This is a genomic window from Tropicimonas sediminicola, assembly GCF_900188335.1.
Lineage (GTDB): Bacteria > Pseudomonadota > Alphaproteobacteria > Rhodobacterales > Rhodobacteraceae > Tropicimonas > Tropicimonas sediminicola.
The window spans coordinates 368,522-383,101 of record NZ_FZOY01000004.1 but is presented as its reverse complement, the minus strand read 5'-3'; the positions used below and the strand labels follow the sequence as shown (position 1 = coordinate 383,101).

At 66.2% G+C, this 14,580-nt stretch carries 18 protein-coding genes; all 18 read left to right on the top strand.

Annotated features, from left to right (window positions below; genetic code table 11):
• The 18 genes from rplF (at position 1) to CHB86_RS12775 (ending at position 14,542) form a co-directional block, all read left to right on the top strand.
• Positions 1–534, top strand: a complete 534-nt coding sequence (gene rplF / locus CHB86_RS12860) for a 50S ribosomal protein L6 (RefSeq protein WP_089233451.1) — start codon at positions 1–3, stop codon at positions 532–534.
• A gap of 11 nt (positions 535–545) precedes the next feature.
• Positions 546–905 (top strand): 50S ribosomal protein L18, encoded by a 360-nt coding sequence (rplR, locus tag CHB86_RS12855; protein ID WP_089233450.1) that lies wholly within the window; start codon positions 546–548, stop codon positions 903–905.
• 117 nt (positions 906–1,022) lie between these two features.
• Positions 1,023–1,592: a 30S ribosomal protein S5 gene (gene rpsE, locus CHB86_RS12850; RefSeq protein WP_089233449.1), complete on the top strand. Its 570-nt coding sequence runs from the start codon at positions 1,023–1,025 to the stop codon at positions 1,590–1,592.
• Positions 1,593–1,604: 12 nt separating this feature from the next.
• A complete protein-coding gene (gene rpmD / locus CHB86_RS12845; RefSeq protein ID WP_089233448.1) occupies positions 1,605–1,793 on the top strand; it encodes a 50S ribosomal protein L30 in 189 nt (62 codons plus the stop codon).
• Positions 1,794–1,935: 142 nt separating this feature from the next.
• On the top strand, positions 1,936–3,783 hold the full coding sequence (locus CHB86_RS12840) for a glycerophosphodiester phosphodiesterase family protein (RefSeq protein WP_089233447.1): 1,848 nt from the start codon (positions 1,936–1,938) through the stop codon (positions 3,781–3,783).
• Positions 3,770–4,351 carry a hypothetical protein gene (locus CHB86_RS12835; protein WP_245837936.1) on the top strand — a complete coding sequence of 194 codons (582 nt, stop codon included), beginning with the start codon at positions 3,770–3,772 and terminating at the stop codon, positions 4,349–4,351. Before CHB86_RS12840 ends, CHB86_RS12835 begins: the two co-directional genes overlap by 14 nt.
• Before the next feature lie 82 nt (positions 4,352–4,433).
• Positions 4,434–5,120, top strand: coding sequence for a MarC family protein (locus CHB86_RS12830; protein WP_245837934.1), 687 nt, complete (start codon positions 4,434–4,436; stop codon positions 5,118–5,120).
• 162 nt (positions 5,121–5,282) lie between these two features.
• Positions 5,283–5,768 (top strand): 50S ribosomal protein L15, encoded by a 486-nt coding sequence (rplO, locus tag CHB86_RS12825; RefSeq protein WP_089233445.1) that lies wholly within the window; start codon positions 5,283–5,285, stop codon positions 5,766–5,768.
• A gap of 100 nt (positions 5,769–5,868) precedes the next feature.
• On the top strand, positions 5,869–7,224 hold the full coding sequence (gene secY, locus CHB86_RS12820) for a preprotein translocase subunit SecY (RefSeq protein ID WP_089233444.1): 1,356 nt from the start codon (positions 5,869–5,871) through the stop codon (positions 7,222–7,224).
• Between the two features lie 166 nt (positions 7,225–7,390).
• Positions 7,391–8,338: a RadC family protein gene (gene radC / locus CHB86_RS12815; RefSeq protein ID WP_089233443.1), complete on the top strand. Its 948-nt coding sequence runs from the start codon at positions 7,391–7,393 to the stop codon at positions 8,336–8,338.
• Positions 8,339–8,641: 303 nt separating this feature from the next.
• On the top strand, positions 8,642–9,010 hold the full coding sequence (rpsM, locus tag CHB86_RS12810) for a 30S ribosomal protein S13 (RefSeq protein ID WP_089233442.1): 369 nt from the start codon (positions 8,642–8,644) through the stop codon (positions 9,008–9,010).
• Between the two features lie 15 nt (positions 9,011–9,025).
• Positions 9,026–9,415 carry a 30S ribosomal protein S11 gene (gene rpsK, locus CHB86_RS12805; protein WP_089233441.1) on the top strand — a complete coding sequence of 130 codons (390 nt, stop codon included), beginning with the start codon at positions 9,026–9,028 and terminating at the stop codon, positions 9,413–9,415.
• 118 nt (positions 9,416–9,533) lie between these two features.
• On the top strand, positions 9,534–10,550 hold the full coding sequence (locus tag CHB86_RS12800; protein ID WP_089233590.1) for a DNA-directed RNA polymerase subunit alpha: 1,017 nt from the start codon (positions 9,534–9,536) through the stop codon (positions 10,548–10,550).
• Between the two features lie 116 nt (positions 10,551–10,666).
• On the top strand, positions 10,667–11,080 hold the full coding sequence (gene rplQ / locus CHB86_RS12795; RefSeq protein ID WP_089233440.1) for a 50S ribosomal protein L17: 414 nt from the start codon (positions 10,667–10,669) through the stop codon (positions 11,078–11,080).
• Positions 11,081–11,245: 165 nt separating this feature from the next.
• Entirely contained in the window at positions 11,246–11,857 is a 612-nt protein-coding gene (locus CHB86_RS12790; RefSeq protein ID WP_089233439.1) for an autoinducer binding domain-containing protein, read from the top strand.
• A 110-nt stretch (positions 11,858–11,967) separates the two neighbouring features.
• Positions 11,968–13,278, top strand: a complete 1,311-nt coding sequence (locus CHB86_RS12785; RefSeq protein ID WP_089233438.1) for a replication-associated recombination protein A — start codon at positions 11,968–11,970, stop codon at positions 13,276–13,278.
• Between the two features lie 131 nt (positions 13,279–13,409).
• The gene (locus CHB86_RS12780; RefSeq protein ID WP_176442864.1) at positions 13,410–13,865 is read left to right on the top strand and encodes a c-type cytochrome; all 456 of its coding nucleotides are present in this window, start codon (positions 13,410–13,412) and stop codon (positions 13,863–13,865) included.
• Between the two features lie 5 nt (positions 13,866–13,870).
• Positions 13,871–14,542: a cytochrome b/b6 domain-containing protein gene (locus CHB86_RS12775; RefSeq protein WP_089233436.1), complete on the top strand. Its 672-nt coding sequence runs from the start codon at positions 13,871–13,873 to the stop codon at positions 14,540–14,542.
• Positions 14,543–14,580 lie beyond the last annotated feature (38 nt).

The window sequence follows — 14,580 nt, the reverse complement described above, 5'->3', positions numbered from 1 at the left end:
ATGTCTCGTATTGGCAAGAAACCGGTCGAGCTGCCGTCGGGTGTCTCCGCGTCGCTCTCCGGCCAGACCATCGAGGTGAAGGGCCCGAAAGGCACCCTGAGCTTCAACGCCACCGATGATGTGACCATCACGATCGACGGCAACACCGTCTCGGTCGATCCGCGCGGCAAGTCCAAGCGGGCGCTCCAGCAGTGGGGCATGTCCCGCACGATGGTTGCGAACCTCGTCACCGGCGTCACCGAAGGCTTCAAGAAAGAGCTCGAGATCCAGGGTGTCGGTTACCGCGCCCAGATGCAGGGCAACACCCTGAAGCTGAACCTCGGACTCAGCCACGACGTGGACTTCACCGTCCCCGCCGGCGTGTCCGTGACCTGCCCGAAGCCGACCGAGATCGTCGTCGAAGGCATCGACCCGCAGCTTGTGGGCCAGGTGGCGGCGAACATCCGCGAGTGGCGTGCGCCGGAGCCCTACAAGGGCAAGGGCATTCGCTACAAGGGCGAATTCATCTTCCGCAAGGAAGGCAAGAAGAAGTAAGGACGAGAAAGATGGCAAACAGCAAACGGGACCTGTTCCTCAAGCGCCGCCTGCGCGTCCGGAACAAGCTTCGCAAGATCAACCCGGGCAAGGTGCGCCTCAGCGTGCACCGCTCCAGCAAGAACATCAGCGTTCAGCTGATCGACGACGTTCAGGGCGTGACCCTCGCTTCGGCTTCGTCGCTGGAAAAGGATCTGGGCATCATCGGCAAGAACAACGTGGAAGCCGCCGCCAAGGTGGGTGCTGCGATCGCCGAGCGCGCCAAGAAAGCCGGTGTCGAGGAGTGCTACTTCGACCGTGGTGGCTTCCTGTTCCACGGCAAGGTGAAGGCCCTGGCCGACGCCGCGCGTGAAGGCGGCCTGAAGTTCTGAACCCTGTGGGCGGCCTCCGGGCCGTCCCGATGATCCGGGGGCGCAGCCGCCAGGCCGCGCCCACCAGGATTGAAGAAACCTGTGGCCGTGAGCGGCCCATGAGTAAAGGAAAGCCGTATGGCAGAACGTGAGAACCGCCGGGGCAACCGTCGCGACCGCGAGGAAACCCCGGAATTTGCCGATCGCCTTGTCGCGATCAACCGTGTGTCCAAGACCGTCAAGGGCGGTAAGCGCTTCGGCTTCGCCGCGCTCGTGGTCGTGGGCGACCAGAAGGGCCGCGTGGGCTTCGGCAAAGGCAAGGCCAAGGAGGTCCCCGAGGCCATCCGCAAGGCCACCGAGCAAGCCAAGCGCCAGATGATCCGCGTGCCGCTGCGCGAAGGCCGCACCCTGCACCACGACATCGAAGGTCGCCACGGTGCCGGTCGCGTCGTGATGCGCACCGCCCCGCAGGGTACCGGTATCATCGCCGGTGGTCCGATGCGTGCCGTGTTCGAGATGCTCGGCGTCCATGACGTCGTCGCCAAGTCGATCGGGTCGCAGAACCCCTACAACATGATCCGCGCCACCCTGGACGGTCTCAAGAAGGAAGCCAGCCCCCGCCTGGTCGCGCAGCGTCGCGGCAAGAAGGTGGCGGACATCCTGAAGAAGCCGGAAGAGGCGCCGGCCGAAGCCGCAGCCGAAGCGTAAGGAGACGGACACATGGCCAAGACCATCGTCGTGAAGCAGATCGGCTCGCCGATCCGCCGCCCCGCCATCCAGCGCCAGACGCTGATCGGGCTGGGCCTCAACAAGATGCACAAGACCCGCGAGCTGGAGGATACTCCTGCGGTCCGCGGCATGGTTGCCAAGATCCCGCACCTCGTCGAGATCGTCGAAGAGCGCGGCTGATCCGCAGCCAGCACCAGAAATCGAAGCGCCCCGGGTCCCGCCCGGGGCGTTTTTCTTTGCCCGAGAGCGAGGTGCGGTGTGGGCCCGCCCCTCGACACAGCCCCGTTCCGCGGTAAGCTGCGGGAAAGGGGAAGGATTTCACATGCTGAACATGCCGATGCGCGCCGCGGGAGACGCCTTTCACGAAGCCTGGCGGCTGCGCTGGCCGTTTCTGCTGTCCCACCTCGTGTTCAGCCTCCTCGTCGCGGCGCTGCTGGCGCCGGTGACGGCACTGGCGCTGCGCGCGGCGATCGCGCTCTCCGGCCAGCCGGCACTCTCGGATTTCGACATCGCGATGTTCCTGCTCTCGCCCGCGGGCTTCGCGGCAGCGCTGATCGTGGCGAGCCTGCTGCTGACCACCGCCGTGCTGGACATTTCCTTCATGATGGCGATCGCCCGCGATGCCCGCCGCCACCGCGAACGGCGGTTCGAGGCCGGCGTGGCCGCGATCCTGCCGCAGGTGCCACGGATCATCGGCTTCTCGTGGCGGCTGCTGCTGCGGATCGTGGCGATGGTCGCGCCGTTCGTGCTGATGGCACTGATCGTGGCGCAGAACCGGCTGACGGAATACGACATCAACTACTATCTCGCCGAGCGTCCGCCGGAGTTCATCCAGGCCGCGACGATCATCGGGATCCTTATCCTCGGGATGGTCCTCCTGGTCGCCTGGAACCTGCTGGGCTGGGCCCTGGCCTTGCCGCTCGTGCTGTTCCAGGACGTGCCGCCCTCCAGGAGTTTCCGGGAGAGCGCCGAGCGGATGCGCGGCCAGCGGCTGGATCTGTTGGCGGCCCTGCTGGCCTGGGGCGCGGTTTCGCTGCTGGTCGTCGGGCTTGCCTTCGGCGCGGTGGGGATCGCTGCAGACCTGATCGCGGGCACCATCGGCGCCAACCTGCGGCGGCTGGCGGCGGCCTTGCTGGTGCTCGCCGCAATCTGGTCGGTAGTGAACCTGCTGGTCACGACGCTGACCACCGGCGCCCTCGCGGCGCTGCTGATGGAGCGCGCGGGCTGGCCGGGGACCTCGGGGATCGACATCGACATCGCACCGGCCCGGCGCCTGCTGCGTCTTGCGCTCGTCGGCGGGCTCGCGGTGGCGGCGGTCGCCGGAGGGCTCGGGGCTGCGGATCTTGGGGCGCGGCAGGTCGAGGACGACGTGCAGGTCATCGCCCATCGCGGCGCGGCGGGCGCGCGGCCGGAAAACACCATGGCCTCCTTTGCGCTGGCCATCGAAGAGGGCGCGGACTGGGTCGAGCTCGACGTGCAGGAAAGCGCCGAGGGCGAGGTGATCGTCGTCCACGACAGCGACTTCATGAAACTCGCCGGGGTCGAGCTGAAAGCCTGGGACGCCACGGCCGCCGACCTCGCGGAGATCGACATCGGCAGCTGGTTCGGCGCGGACTACGCCGGGGAGCGGACGCCGACCCTGCGGCAGGCGCTGGAACTGGCCAGGGATTCCGGCTCCGGCGTGCTGATCGAGCTCAAATACTACGGTCACGACGAGATGCTGGAACAGCGGGTCGCCGACATCGTCGCCGAGACCGGGATGGAGGACCAGATCCGCGCGATGAGTCTGAAATACGAAGCGGTCCAGAAGATGAAGGCGCTCCGGCCGGACTGGACGGTGGGCCTGCTGGCGGCGCAATCCGTCGGCCGTCTGTGGGAGCTGGAGGCCGATTTCCTCGCCGTGAACATGGCGATGGCCTCGCCCAAGCTGGTTCGGCATGCCCGCGAGGCGGGCAAGCCGCTCTACGTCTGGACGGTCAACGACCCTCTGTCCATGTCGCAGATGCTGAGCCTCGGGGTTTCCGGGCTGATCACGGACGAGCCGGCGCTGGCGCGCGAGGTTCTGCGTCAGCGGGAGGAGTTGAGCAGTGTCGAGCGGCTGGTGCTGGCGCTCGGCAACCGGCTCGGCATGACGGTGAGCGACAAGGTGTACCGCGATGGCTCTCCGTAGCGTGCTGGCGGGCGCGGTGCTGTGCGTCGCCGTTGCCGCCCCCGCGCTGACGGAGGACGCGGAGGGTTGGCAGGCGCAGTTGTCGCGTTCCGTCGAACTGCCCGCGCACGGTTGGCTGGCCGAGGTGCGCGACGCTCCGGAGACGGTGCTCTCGGAGTTCACCACCGACGGCTGCAGCGGCGGCATGTCGAGCCTCTGGTCCTTCATGGCCGAGCGCTTCCCCGCCTTTGCCGAGGCGCACGAGGGCACGCCGCCCTGGGAGGGCTGCTGCGTGGTGCATGACCGCGCCTACCATTCCGCCGGTCCGGATTCGGCGCCCGAGGCGAGCTATGACGCGCGGCTGCAGGCCGACGAGGCGCTACGGACCTGTGTCGAGCAGACCGCGGATAGCCGGGATGCCGTCCTCAGCGAGATCTATGCGCTCGACGCCCAGCAGATCCGCCAGGTCTATGCCGCGATTGCCGCCGGCATGTTCCAGGCCGTCCGTCTCGGCGGCGGGCCCTGCACGGGCCTGCCCTGGCGGTGGGGCTATGGCTATCCGCAGTGCTGGCAGAAAACCGGCGGCTGAGCGGAGAGGCGCCTTTCCGCCTTGCAGGCGGCGGTCGCGGGCGCTGCCGGCGATTGCCCTGAAGTCGGGATTTTGCCACTAGGTGCCCGACCGCCCTCTCGCTCCGGAATACATCCCCGTGCCTGTCCTCGATCCCGCCACGCTGATCCGCGAGTTCATCACGCTGTTCGTGGTGATCGACCCCATCGGCTCCCTGCCCGTGTTCTATTTCGCCACGAGGCGCGTCCCGGAAGAGCTTCACTGGCGGTTCGCCGCGCGGGCCGTGGCCGTCGCGGGCATCGTCCTGCTGCTGTTTCTTGTCGCGGGGCAGATCCTGATCGAGGGGATCGGCCTGCGGCTTGGATCGTTCCAGATCGCCGGCGGGATCATCCTGTTCCTCTTCGCTCTGACGATGATCTTTGGCGAGGCCAAGGCCGACCGGGAGATCGAGGAGGCCGAGCGCGATCACCTCTCCGGCGCGGTCTTTCCGCTGGCCATGCCGTCCATCGCCTCGCCGGGCGCCATGCTCGCCATCATCATCCTGACCGACAACCACAAGAACTCCGTGCCCGACCAGATGGTGACCGCCTGCATCCTGCTCGTCGTCCTGCTCCTGACGCTGGTGCTGTTGCTGCTGGCCGGGCGACTCAAGCGGGTGATCGGCAACACCGGCGCCAACGTGGTCAGCCGGATCATGGGCATCATCCTGGCCACGGTCGCGGTGGATTCGGTGCTCAACGGGCTGGAGACGGTGGGGCTGATCTCGATTCCGGGCAACTCGCTGCTCTAGGGGCTGCCACGCGGGACCATTACGCCTTGATAGGCGTCGCCGCATCGCATAAGACGCCCCATGGCCTGACAGGGCCGATTCACGTCAACCGACGAACCAACAAGAAATGCCGAGTTCGGCCGCTCCCGTCGCTGGGGGCCGCATCCGGCAAGGAGAAGCGACATGAAACTGCATGAACTCAGCCCCGCCGAGGGCTCGACCCCGAAGAAAAAGCGCATCGGCCGTGGTCCCGGCTCCGGCAAGGGCAAGACCGCCGGTCGCGGTATCAAGGGTCAGAAGTCCCGTTCGGGCGTGGCGATCAACGGCTACGAAGGCGGCCAGATGCCGCTTTACATGCGGCTGCCGAAGCGCGGCTTCAACAAGCCGAACCGCAAGTCCTGGGCCGTTGTGAACCTGGGCATCCTCCAGAAATTCATCGAAGCCGGCAAGATCGACGCGAAGAAGCCGATCACCGAGGACGTGCTGCTCGAATCCGGCCTCGTGCGCCGCAAGCTCGACGGCGTCCGCGTTCTCGCCAAGGGCGATTTCGGCTCCAAGGTCGAGCTGTCCGTCTCCGGCGCGTCCAAGTCGGCGGTCGAGGCTGTCGAGAAGGCCGGCGGCTCGCTGACGGTCACGTCTGCGAAAGCCACCGAGGCCGCGGCCGAATAAGAGGTTGTGAGGGGCGGCAATGCCCCTTACTTAACTTCCAGTTTTCCAGCGCCGCCGACGGGAAAACCGTTCGGCGGCGCATGCATGAGAGAGACCACGAATGGCATCTGCAGCAGAGCAAATGGCGGCCAACATGAGCTGGGCCGCCCTGGGCAAGGCCACCGAGCTCCGACAGCGCATCCTGTTCACCCTGGGTCTGCTCATCGTCTATCGACTGGGCACCTACATTCCGGTTCCGGGGATCGACGGGCAGGCGCTGCGCGACTTCATGGAGCAGGCGTCGGCCGGTATCGGCGGCATCCTGACCATGTTCACCGGCGGCGCGCTCGGTCGCATGGGGATCTTCGCGCTCGGCATTATGCCCTACATCTCTGCCTCGATCATCGTCCAGCTGATGACCGCCATGGTCCCGCAGCTGGAACAGCTGAAGAAAGAGGGCGAGCAGGGGCGCAAGAAGATCAACCAGTACACCCGCTACGGCACCGTGCTCCTGGCGACGTTCCAGGCTTACGGCCTGGCCGTGAGCCTCGAAGCCGGCGGCCTGGCCCATGATCCGGGCTGGTTTTTCCGCGCGGCCGTGGTGATCACCCTGGTCGGCGGCACGATGTTCCTGATGTGGCTGGGCGAGCAGATCACCGCCCGCGGCGTCGGCAACGGCATCTCGCTCATCATCTTCGTCGGCATCATCGCCGAGGTTCCGGCTGCCCTTGCGCAGTTCCTGGCCTCCGGCCGCTCCGGCGCCATCAGCCCGGCCGTGATCATCGGGGTCCTCGTGATGATGATCCTGATCGTCGGCTTTGTGGTCTTCATGGAGCGAGCGCTGCGCAAGATCCACATCCAGTACCCGCGCCGGCAGGTCGGCATGAAGGTCTATGACGGCGGCTCCAGCCACCTGCCGATCAAGGTGAACCCGTCGGGCGTGATCCCGGCGATCTTCGCCTCGTCGCTGCTGCTGCTGCCGACCACGATCGCCACCTTCTCCGGCGGCAATACCGGTCCGGTGATGTCGACCATCCTGGCCTATTTCGGCCCGGGGCAGCCGCTCTACCTGCTGTTCTTCGCGTCGATGATCGTGTTTTTCGCCTACTTCTACACCGAGAACGTGGCGTTCAAGACCGAGGATGTGGCCGACAACCTGAAGAACCAGAACGGCTTCGTGCCGGGCATTCGTCCGGGTCCGAAGACGGCGGAATATCTCGACTACGTCGTGCGCCGCGTGCTGGTCCTCGGTTCGGCCTACCTGGCCGCAGTCTGTCTCTTCCCGGAGATCTTGCGCAACCAGCTGGCGATCCCCTTCTACTTCGGCGGGACCTCGGTACTGATCGTCGTCTCGGTGACGATGGACACCATCCAGCAGGTTCAGTCGCACCTCCTGGCGCACCAGTACGAGGGCCTGATCGAGCGGTCGCAGCTGCGCGGCAAGAAGCGCTCGCGCAAGGCGCCCGCCCGTCGCTGATCGCGCGGCAGGAATCATGGAACCATGGCGGGCGTCCTTCGGGGCGCCCGTTTTGCGTTTGGCGCTCCCGAAATGCCGTTCCTGCCCCTGGATACGGCCCGCCCTTACACTCTGTTAACCACTTCCGGGCAAGCTCGGGCCCCGTAAGCCGGGGAACGAGGAACCGATGGTCAAGATCTGGGATCGCATTGCCGGTATCGGAGCGCGGCGGCCTGACGCCGAGAGCCAGCAGGGCCATCTTTTTGCCGATACAGCGCCAACGGGGACCCGGGGCTTCTCCGAGGCGGCGCTCCGCGGGCTCGAGGAGCTGGAGGCGCGGCTGCCGCCGCTTGGCGCGGCGACCCGGCCGGCGAGCGAGCCGCGCTACCGGCAGACCGACCGGCTGAAGCCCGATGCCGCGGCGGGCGGCGGGCTGGTCGTCGGCGAGGACGGGCAGGCCCGCCCGCACTACTGGGGCCACCGCGAAAGGCTGCGGCAACGCTTCCTGTCCGGCGGACATGCGGCGATGCCGGAATACGAGCTGCTGGAGATGCTGCTCTTCAACGCGATCCCGCGGATCGACACCAAGCCGCTGGCCAAGCGGCTGCTCGCGGCCTTCGGGGATCTCAACGGCGTCATCGCGGCCCCGCAGGCCCGGCTGCTGGAGGTCGAGGGTGCGACGGAAAAGGTCTATTACCAGCTCCGCCTCGCCGAGGCCTTCGCCCACCGGATGGCGCGGGCCAAGGTGCTGCAACGCCACGTGCTGTCTTCCTGGGACACGCTGATGGAGTACTGCAAGACGGTGATGGCGCACCGCGACACCGAGCAGTTCCGGGTGCTCTATCTCGACCGCAAGAACAACCTCGTCGCCGACGAAGCGCAGGCCGAGGGAACGGTGGACCACGTGCCGGTCTACCCGCGCGAGATCGTCAAGCGCAGCCTGGAGTTGAACGCCAGCGCGCTGATCCTGGTGCACAACCACCCTTCCGGCGATCCCGCGCCCTCGAACGAGGATATCATGATGACCGACCGGATTGCCGAGGCCTGCCGGGCGGTTGGTATCACCATCCACGACCACGTCGTGATCGGGAAGGAACAGGATGCTTCCTTCCGGCAGCTGGGTTACCTGACATGACCCTGGCGGCCGCGGCACAGCCACCGGTTGACGCCCTCCGAAAAATCGCGGAATCTGCACCGGTTGGACGCGATGTCTCGGGCCGCATGATATCCCTTGACAGATCGTGAACGGGGCCCTTGACGGGCCCCGGCTTTGGCATTACTTCACACGCTCTCATTGGAGAATCGCCGTCGAATCCCTGCGCGTGTCGCAATGGTCGATCGGCGGCTAACCTGGCCCGGTGGCGAATGAGCTGTCGGGCCTCTGTTGTGAAAAAAGGTTCTGGAACTACGGAACCGCAACCATGAAGGAATATCCCTCTTGGCACGTATCGCTGGGGTCAACATCCCGACAGCCAAGCGCGTCCCGATCGCGCTGACCTACATCACCGGAATCGGCAACACCTCCGCGCAGGCGATCTGCGAGGCGGTTGGCATCGACGCGACCCGCCGGGTCAACGAACTGTCCGACGCCGAAGTTCTGGCGATCCGCGAGCACATCGACGCGAACTACACCGTCGAAGGCGACCTGCGCCGTGAGACGCAGATGAACATCAAGCGCCTGATGGACCTCGGCTGCTACCGCGGCCTGCGCCATCGCCGCAACCTGCCCGTGCGCGGCCAGCGCACCCACACCAACGCCCGCACCCGCAAGGGCCCGGCGAAGCCGATCGCCGGCAAGAAGAAGTAAGGGGAGGCAGGACAGATGGCTCGCGACAAGCGTCAAACCAAGCGCAAGGTTTCCAAGAACATCGCCACCGGCGTTGCTCACGTGAACTCCTCGTTCAACAACACCAAGATCCTGATCTCCGACGTGCAGGGCAACGCGATCTCCTGGTCGTCCGCCGGCACGATGGGCTTCAAGGGCTCCCGGAAGTCGACCCCCTACGCCGCTCAGATGGCCGCCGAAGATGCCGGCCGCAAGGCGCAGGAGCACGGCGTCAAGACCCTCGAGGTCGAGGTGCAGGGCCCCGGTTCCGGCCGTGAGAGCGCGCTCCGCGCCCTGGCCGCCGTCGGCTTCAACATCACCTCGATCCGCGACGTCACGCCGATCGCGCACAACGGTTGCCGTCCTCCGAAGCGCCGCCGCGTCTGAGGATCAGGGCTTACTCTTTCGGATCGCGCCGCTACAGGCGCGGTCCGTTCTGGCATTTTGAACCTCGGGCGTCCGTTTCCACGGACATGGGAGACGGACAGGTATGGAGGCGATCTACATGATCCACAAGAACTGGCAGGAACTCATCAAGCCGACCCAGCTGGAGGTCAAGCCCGGCGCCGACGCGAGCCGCAAGGCGACCGTCGTGGCCGAACCGCTGGAGCGCGGCTTCGGTCTGACGCTCGGCAACGCGCTGCGTCGCGTGCTGCTGTCCTCGCTGCAAGGCGCGGCGATCACCAGCGTCCAGATCGACAATGTTCTGCACGAGTTCTCGAGCGTTGCCGGCGTCCGCGAGGACGTGACCGACATCGTCCTGAACCTCAAGGGCATTGCCATCCGGATGGATGTCGACGGACCCAAGCGCCTGTCGGTTTCCGCCAAGGGCCCGGGCGCCGTCACCGCCGGTGACATCTCGGAGACCGCCGGCATCGAGATCCTGAACCGCGACCACGTGATCTGCCACCTCGACGACGGCGCGGATCTCTACATGGAACTGACGGTCAACACCGGCAAGGGCTATGTCGCGGCCGACAAGAATCGTCCCGAGGACGCCCCGATCGGCCTGATCCCGATCGACGCGATCTACTCGCCGGTCAAGAAGGTCTCCTACGACGTTCAGCCGACCCGCGAGGGCCAGGTTCTGGACTACGACAAGCTGACCATGAAGATCGAGACCGACGGCTCGGTGACCCCGGACGACGCGCTGGCCTATGCCGCGCGCATCCTCCAGGACCAGCTGAGCATCTTCGTCAACTTCGAGGAGCCGGAAGCCGCCGGCCGCCAGGAAGAGGACGACGGGCTCGAGTTCAACCCGCTGCTTCTGAAGAAGGTCGACGAGCTGGAACTGTCTGTCCGCTCGGCCAACTGCCTGAAGAACGACAACATCGTCTACATCGGCGACCTGATCCAGAAGACCGAAGCCGAGATGCTCCGCACCCCGAACTTCGGCCGCAAGTCGCTCAACGAGATCAAGGAAGTGCTCTCGGGCATGGGCCTTCACCTCGGCATGGATGTCGAGGAGTGGCCGCCGGAGAACATCGAGGATCTCGCCAAGAAATTCGAAGACCAGTTCTGATCTTCGACCGGGCGCGCCCGCGTGGCGCGCCCGAATTACCGGGCAATCCCGCCCCAAGGAGAGCGGCCCGCACGCATGGGCTGCCGGACAAAGCAAAAGCTAGAAGGAACTGAGATATGCGTCACGCCCGCGGATACCGCCGCCTGAACCGCACCCACGAGCACCGCAAGGCGCTCTTCGCCAACATGGCCGGCTCGCTGATCGAGCACGAGCAGATCAAGACGACCCTGCCCAAGGCCAAGGAACTCAAGCCGATCGTCGAGAAGCTGATCACGCTCGGCAAGCGCGGCGACCTTCACGCCCGCCGTCAGGCCGCTTCGCGCCTGAAGCAGGACAAGCACGTTGCGAAACTGTTCGAAGTGCTCGGCCCGCGGTACGCCGAACGCCCGGGCGGCTGCGTCCGTGTTCTGAAGGCCGGCTTCCGCTACGGCGATATGGCTCCGATGGCGATCATCGAGCTGGTCGACCGTGACCCGGCTGCCAAGGGCGCCGAGGATCGCGTCCGGGAAGAGGCCACCGACGAGGCGTAAGCCCGACAGGCCGGAACCACAGGGCCCTCGCATCGCGGGGGCCTTTTGTTTTTGGGGATGGCCGATCATTCGCGACCGGGGTGCCGAAAATGCGGCAAGACGTGACGAGCCGCCATCTCGATCCGTATACTAGGGGTGACATGTCCAGTAGGGCTCTCTTTCACCATGGCTGACCGCGCGGCTGTCGATCGTGAACTTGCAAAGCTGGCGGCGATGTCCCCGGCGGGATATTTCGTCGGCCTTCACATCCGTTTTGCCTCGCCGCTGCTGACGATCCAGACCTATGACCCGGCCTGGATCGAGCATTACACGGCCAACGCCTATGTGATGCGCGATCCCGTCACCGCCTGGGCCTTTTCCACCACCGGGTACGCGCGCTGGAGCGAGCTGGGGATTCCCGACCCGTTCGGGATCATGGAGGAGGCGGCCGGGTTCGGCTTGCGGTTCGGGGTCGCGGTCTCGGCCGGGCCGGTGTCGTCGCGCACGATTGCGGGGGCCGCCCGGTCCGACAGGGAGTTTACCGACTCCGAGATGGAGCAGATCTCCCGGATCATCGACCGGCTTCACCAGTTGACCGAACCGCCCGAGAAGCTGACTGCGGCGCAGGCACAGGCCTTGCGGCTGATCGCTGCGGGCGACCGGCATGCCGCCGCGGCAGCCAAGCTCGGGATCTCGGAGAGCGCGCTCAAGGCCCGGCTGACCGCGGCGCGGCAGCGGCTGATGGCCCGCACGACGGCCGAGGCCATCCAGCGGGCCAAGGACGCTCGGCTGCTTTGAGGCGCCGTGTCTTTCAGGCGGGTCGCGACGGGGCGATCCGCAGGGATCTCTTCTGTTTTTTGCGTCGGGATCGGCTTTCGCTCCGCTCGACCCGGACCTAGGCTGCGCCCATGCCGGACCTTTTCGACTCGCCCACCGACAGAACCGAGAGCGACGCGCCGCGTCCGCTTGCCGACCGGCTGCGCCCCAGGACCCTCGGCGAGGTCATCGGGCAGGATCACCTGCTCGGCCCCGACGGTCCGCTGGGCGCGATGCTTGCGGCGGGCTCGCTCTCCTCGCTGGTGCTCTGGGGGCCGCCCGGCGTCGGCAAGACAACCATCGCGCGGCTGCTGGCCGATGTGACCGACCTCCACTTCGTGCAGATCAGCGCCATCTTCACCGGAGTGCCCGAACTCAGGAAGGTGTTCGAGGCGGCGCGCCTGCGGCGCAGGAATGGGCAGGGCACGCTTCTCTTCGTCGACGAGATCCACCGCTTCAACAAGGCGCAGCAGGACGGGTTCCTGCCGCATATGGAGGATGGCACGATTGTCCTTGTCGGGGCGACGACCGAGAACCCGAGCTTCGAGCTCAACGCGGCGCTTCTGAGCCGTAGCCAGGTGCTGGTGCTGAACCGGCTGGACGAGACGGCGCTGGCGGCGATGCTCGCGAGGGCCGAATCGGAACTGGGGCGCGCGCTGCCGCTGACGGATGCAGCGCGCATGTCGTTGTTGGCAATGGCCGACGGCGACGGGCGGGCTTTGCTGAACCTGGTGGAGCAGGTCTCGGCCTGGAAATCCGACGGCGTGATCGACACCGACGCACTGACCGCGCGGCTGACCCAGCGGGCCGCGCAATACGACAAGTCGGGCGACGCGCATTACAACCTGATCTCGGCTCTCCACAAATCCGTCCGCGGCTCGGACCCGGACGCGGCGCTCTACTGGCTGGCGCGGATGCTCAAAGGCGGAGAGGACCCGCGTTACCTCGCGCGCAGGATCACCCGAATGGCGGTGGAGGACATCGGCCTGGCCGACCCGCAGGCACAGGCGCTCTGTCTTCAGGCCTGGCAGGTCTACGAACGTCTCGGCAGCCCGGAGGGCGAGCTGGCGCTGGCGCAGGCGGTCGTTTACCTCGCGCTCGCCCCCAAGTCGAACGCTGCCTACGCGGGCTACAAGGCTGCCATGAAGGCGGCGGGCCAGACCGGCTCCGAGCCGCCGCCCAAGCACATCCTGAACGCGCCGACCTCGCTCATGAAGGAGCAGGGCTACGGCGAGGGCTACAGCTACGATCACGACGCGGAAGACGGCTTCTCGGGCCAGAACTACTTCCCGGAGGGGATGAAGCGCGGCATCTACTATTTCCCGGTCGAGCGCGGCTTCGAACGCGACCTGAAACGCAGGCTCGACTATTTCGTCAAGCTCCGGGCGAAACGCGGCGGATGACCTAAATTTGATAAGGGCTACAGACAATCATCTTAAACTGTGAATGCAGCCGTGCGATGCCTTACGTAGGAGCGCGAATCTCGCAACCCTGTGACCGGGTTCATCAAACTGGCCATTTCAGGAGACCAGCCATGAAAAAGACCATTCTAGCCGCCATCGCCGTTTCCATCCCCTGCATTGCTCTTGCCGACGCCGCCACGGACGCCGTCAAAGCCCGTCAGGACCACATGAAAGGCTTCGGCAAGCAGGTCGGTACCTTCGCCGCTGTCGCCAAGGGCGAAGCGGAATACGATCCGGCCGTCGCGCAGGCCGCCGCCGACATGCTGGTGGAACTGGCCAATGCCGACCAGTCCGGTTTCTGGTTGGAAGGCACCTCGATGGACGATCTGCCGGGCGTCTCCTATGCCAAGCCGGCGCTTTGGGAGAACACCGACCAAGTCACCGCGATCATGGCCGATCTGCAGGCCGCTGCCGCCAACATGCAGGCCGTCGCCAGCGACGGCAAGGACGCCATGGTCGCGGCGATCGGGCCGATCGGCCAGCAGTGCCAGGCCTGCCACAAGGAATTCCAGGCCAAGAAGGACTGAGGCGCGTGTCTGACGGCTCGCCTGAAACCGACCAGCTTCGCCGCGTCCGCCTCTGGGATCCGGGCCTTCGCCTGTTCCACTGGGCGCTGGCGATCTGCGTCTGTACGGCATGGTACCTGGGCAAGTTCGGCCCGGGTATCATGACCCTGCACTTCTACTTCGGCTATGCCGTGATCGGGCTGCTCGTCTTCCGCGTGGTCTGGGGCCTGTTCGGCCCCTGGCCCGCCCGCTTCCGGGACTTCGTCTACGCGCCGGGCACGTTCCTGCGCTATTCGAGCGGCATCTCGAAGCGCAAGCCGAGCCACTGGGCCGGGCACAACCCGGTTGGGGCGCTGTCGGTCTTTGCGCTGCTCGGGGTCCTGGCGTTTCAGGCCTTCACGGGGCTGTTCAGCGATCCGGACGACTTCATCAACAAGGGCCCGCTTGCCGATTCTGTCAGCGGATCCTGGGTTGGCTGGGCGTCGGGCTGGCACAATACGCTGCCCCCGATCATCCTGGCGCTGGTCCTGCTGCACATCGCGGCGATCCTTTTCTACAAGGTCTGGAAGGGCGAGAACCTGGTGCCGTCGATGATCCACGGCAAGAAGATCGTGCGCGGGCCGGTGCCCGAGGATCGCGTGATCGAGGTGATCGCCGCCAACGGCGACAGCCCCGCCGGCGCGCGCAAATCGGCCTGAGCGCAAGGCCGGGCCCTTGACATTGCGCCGGTGGCACA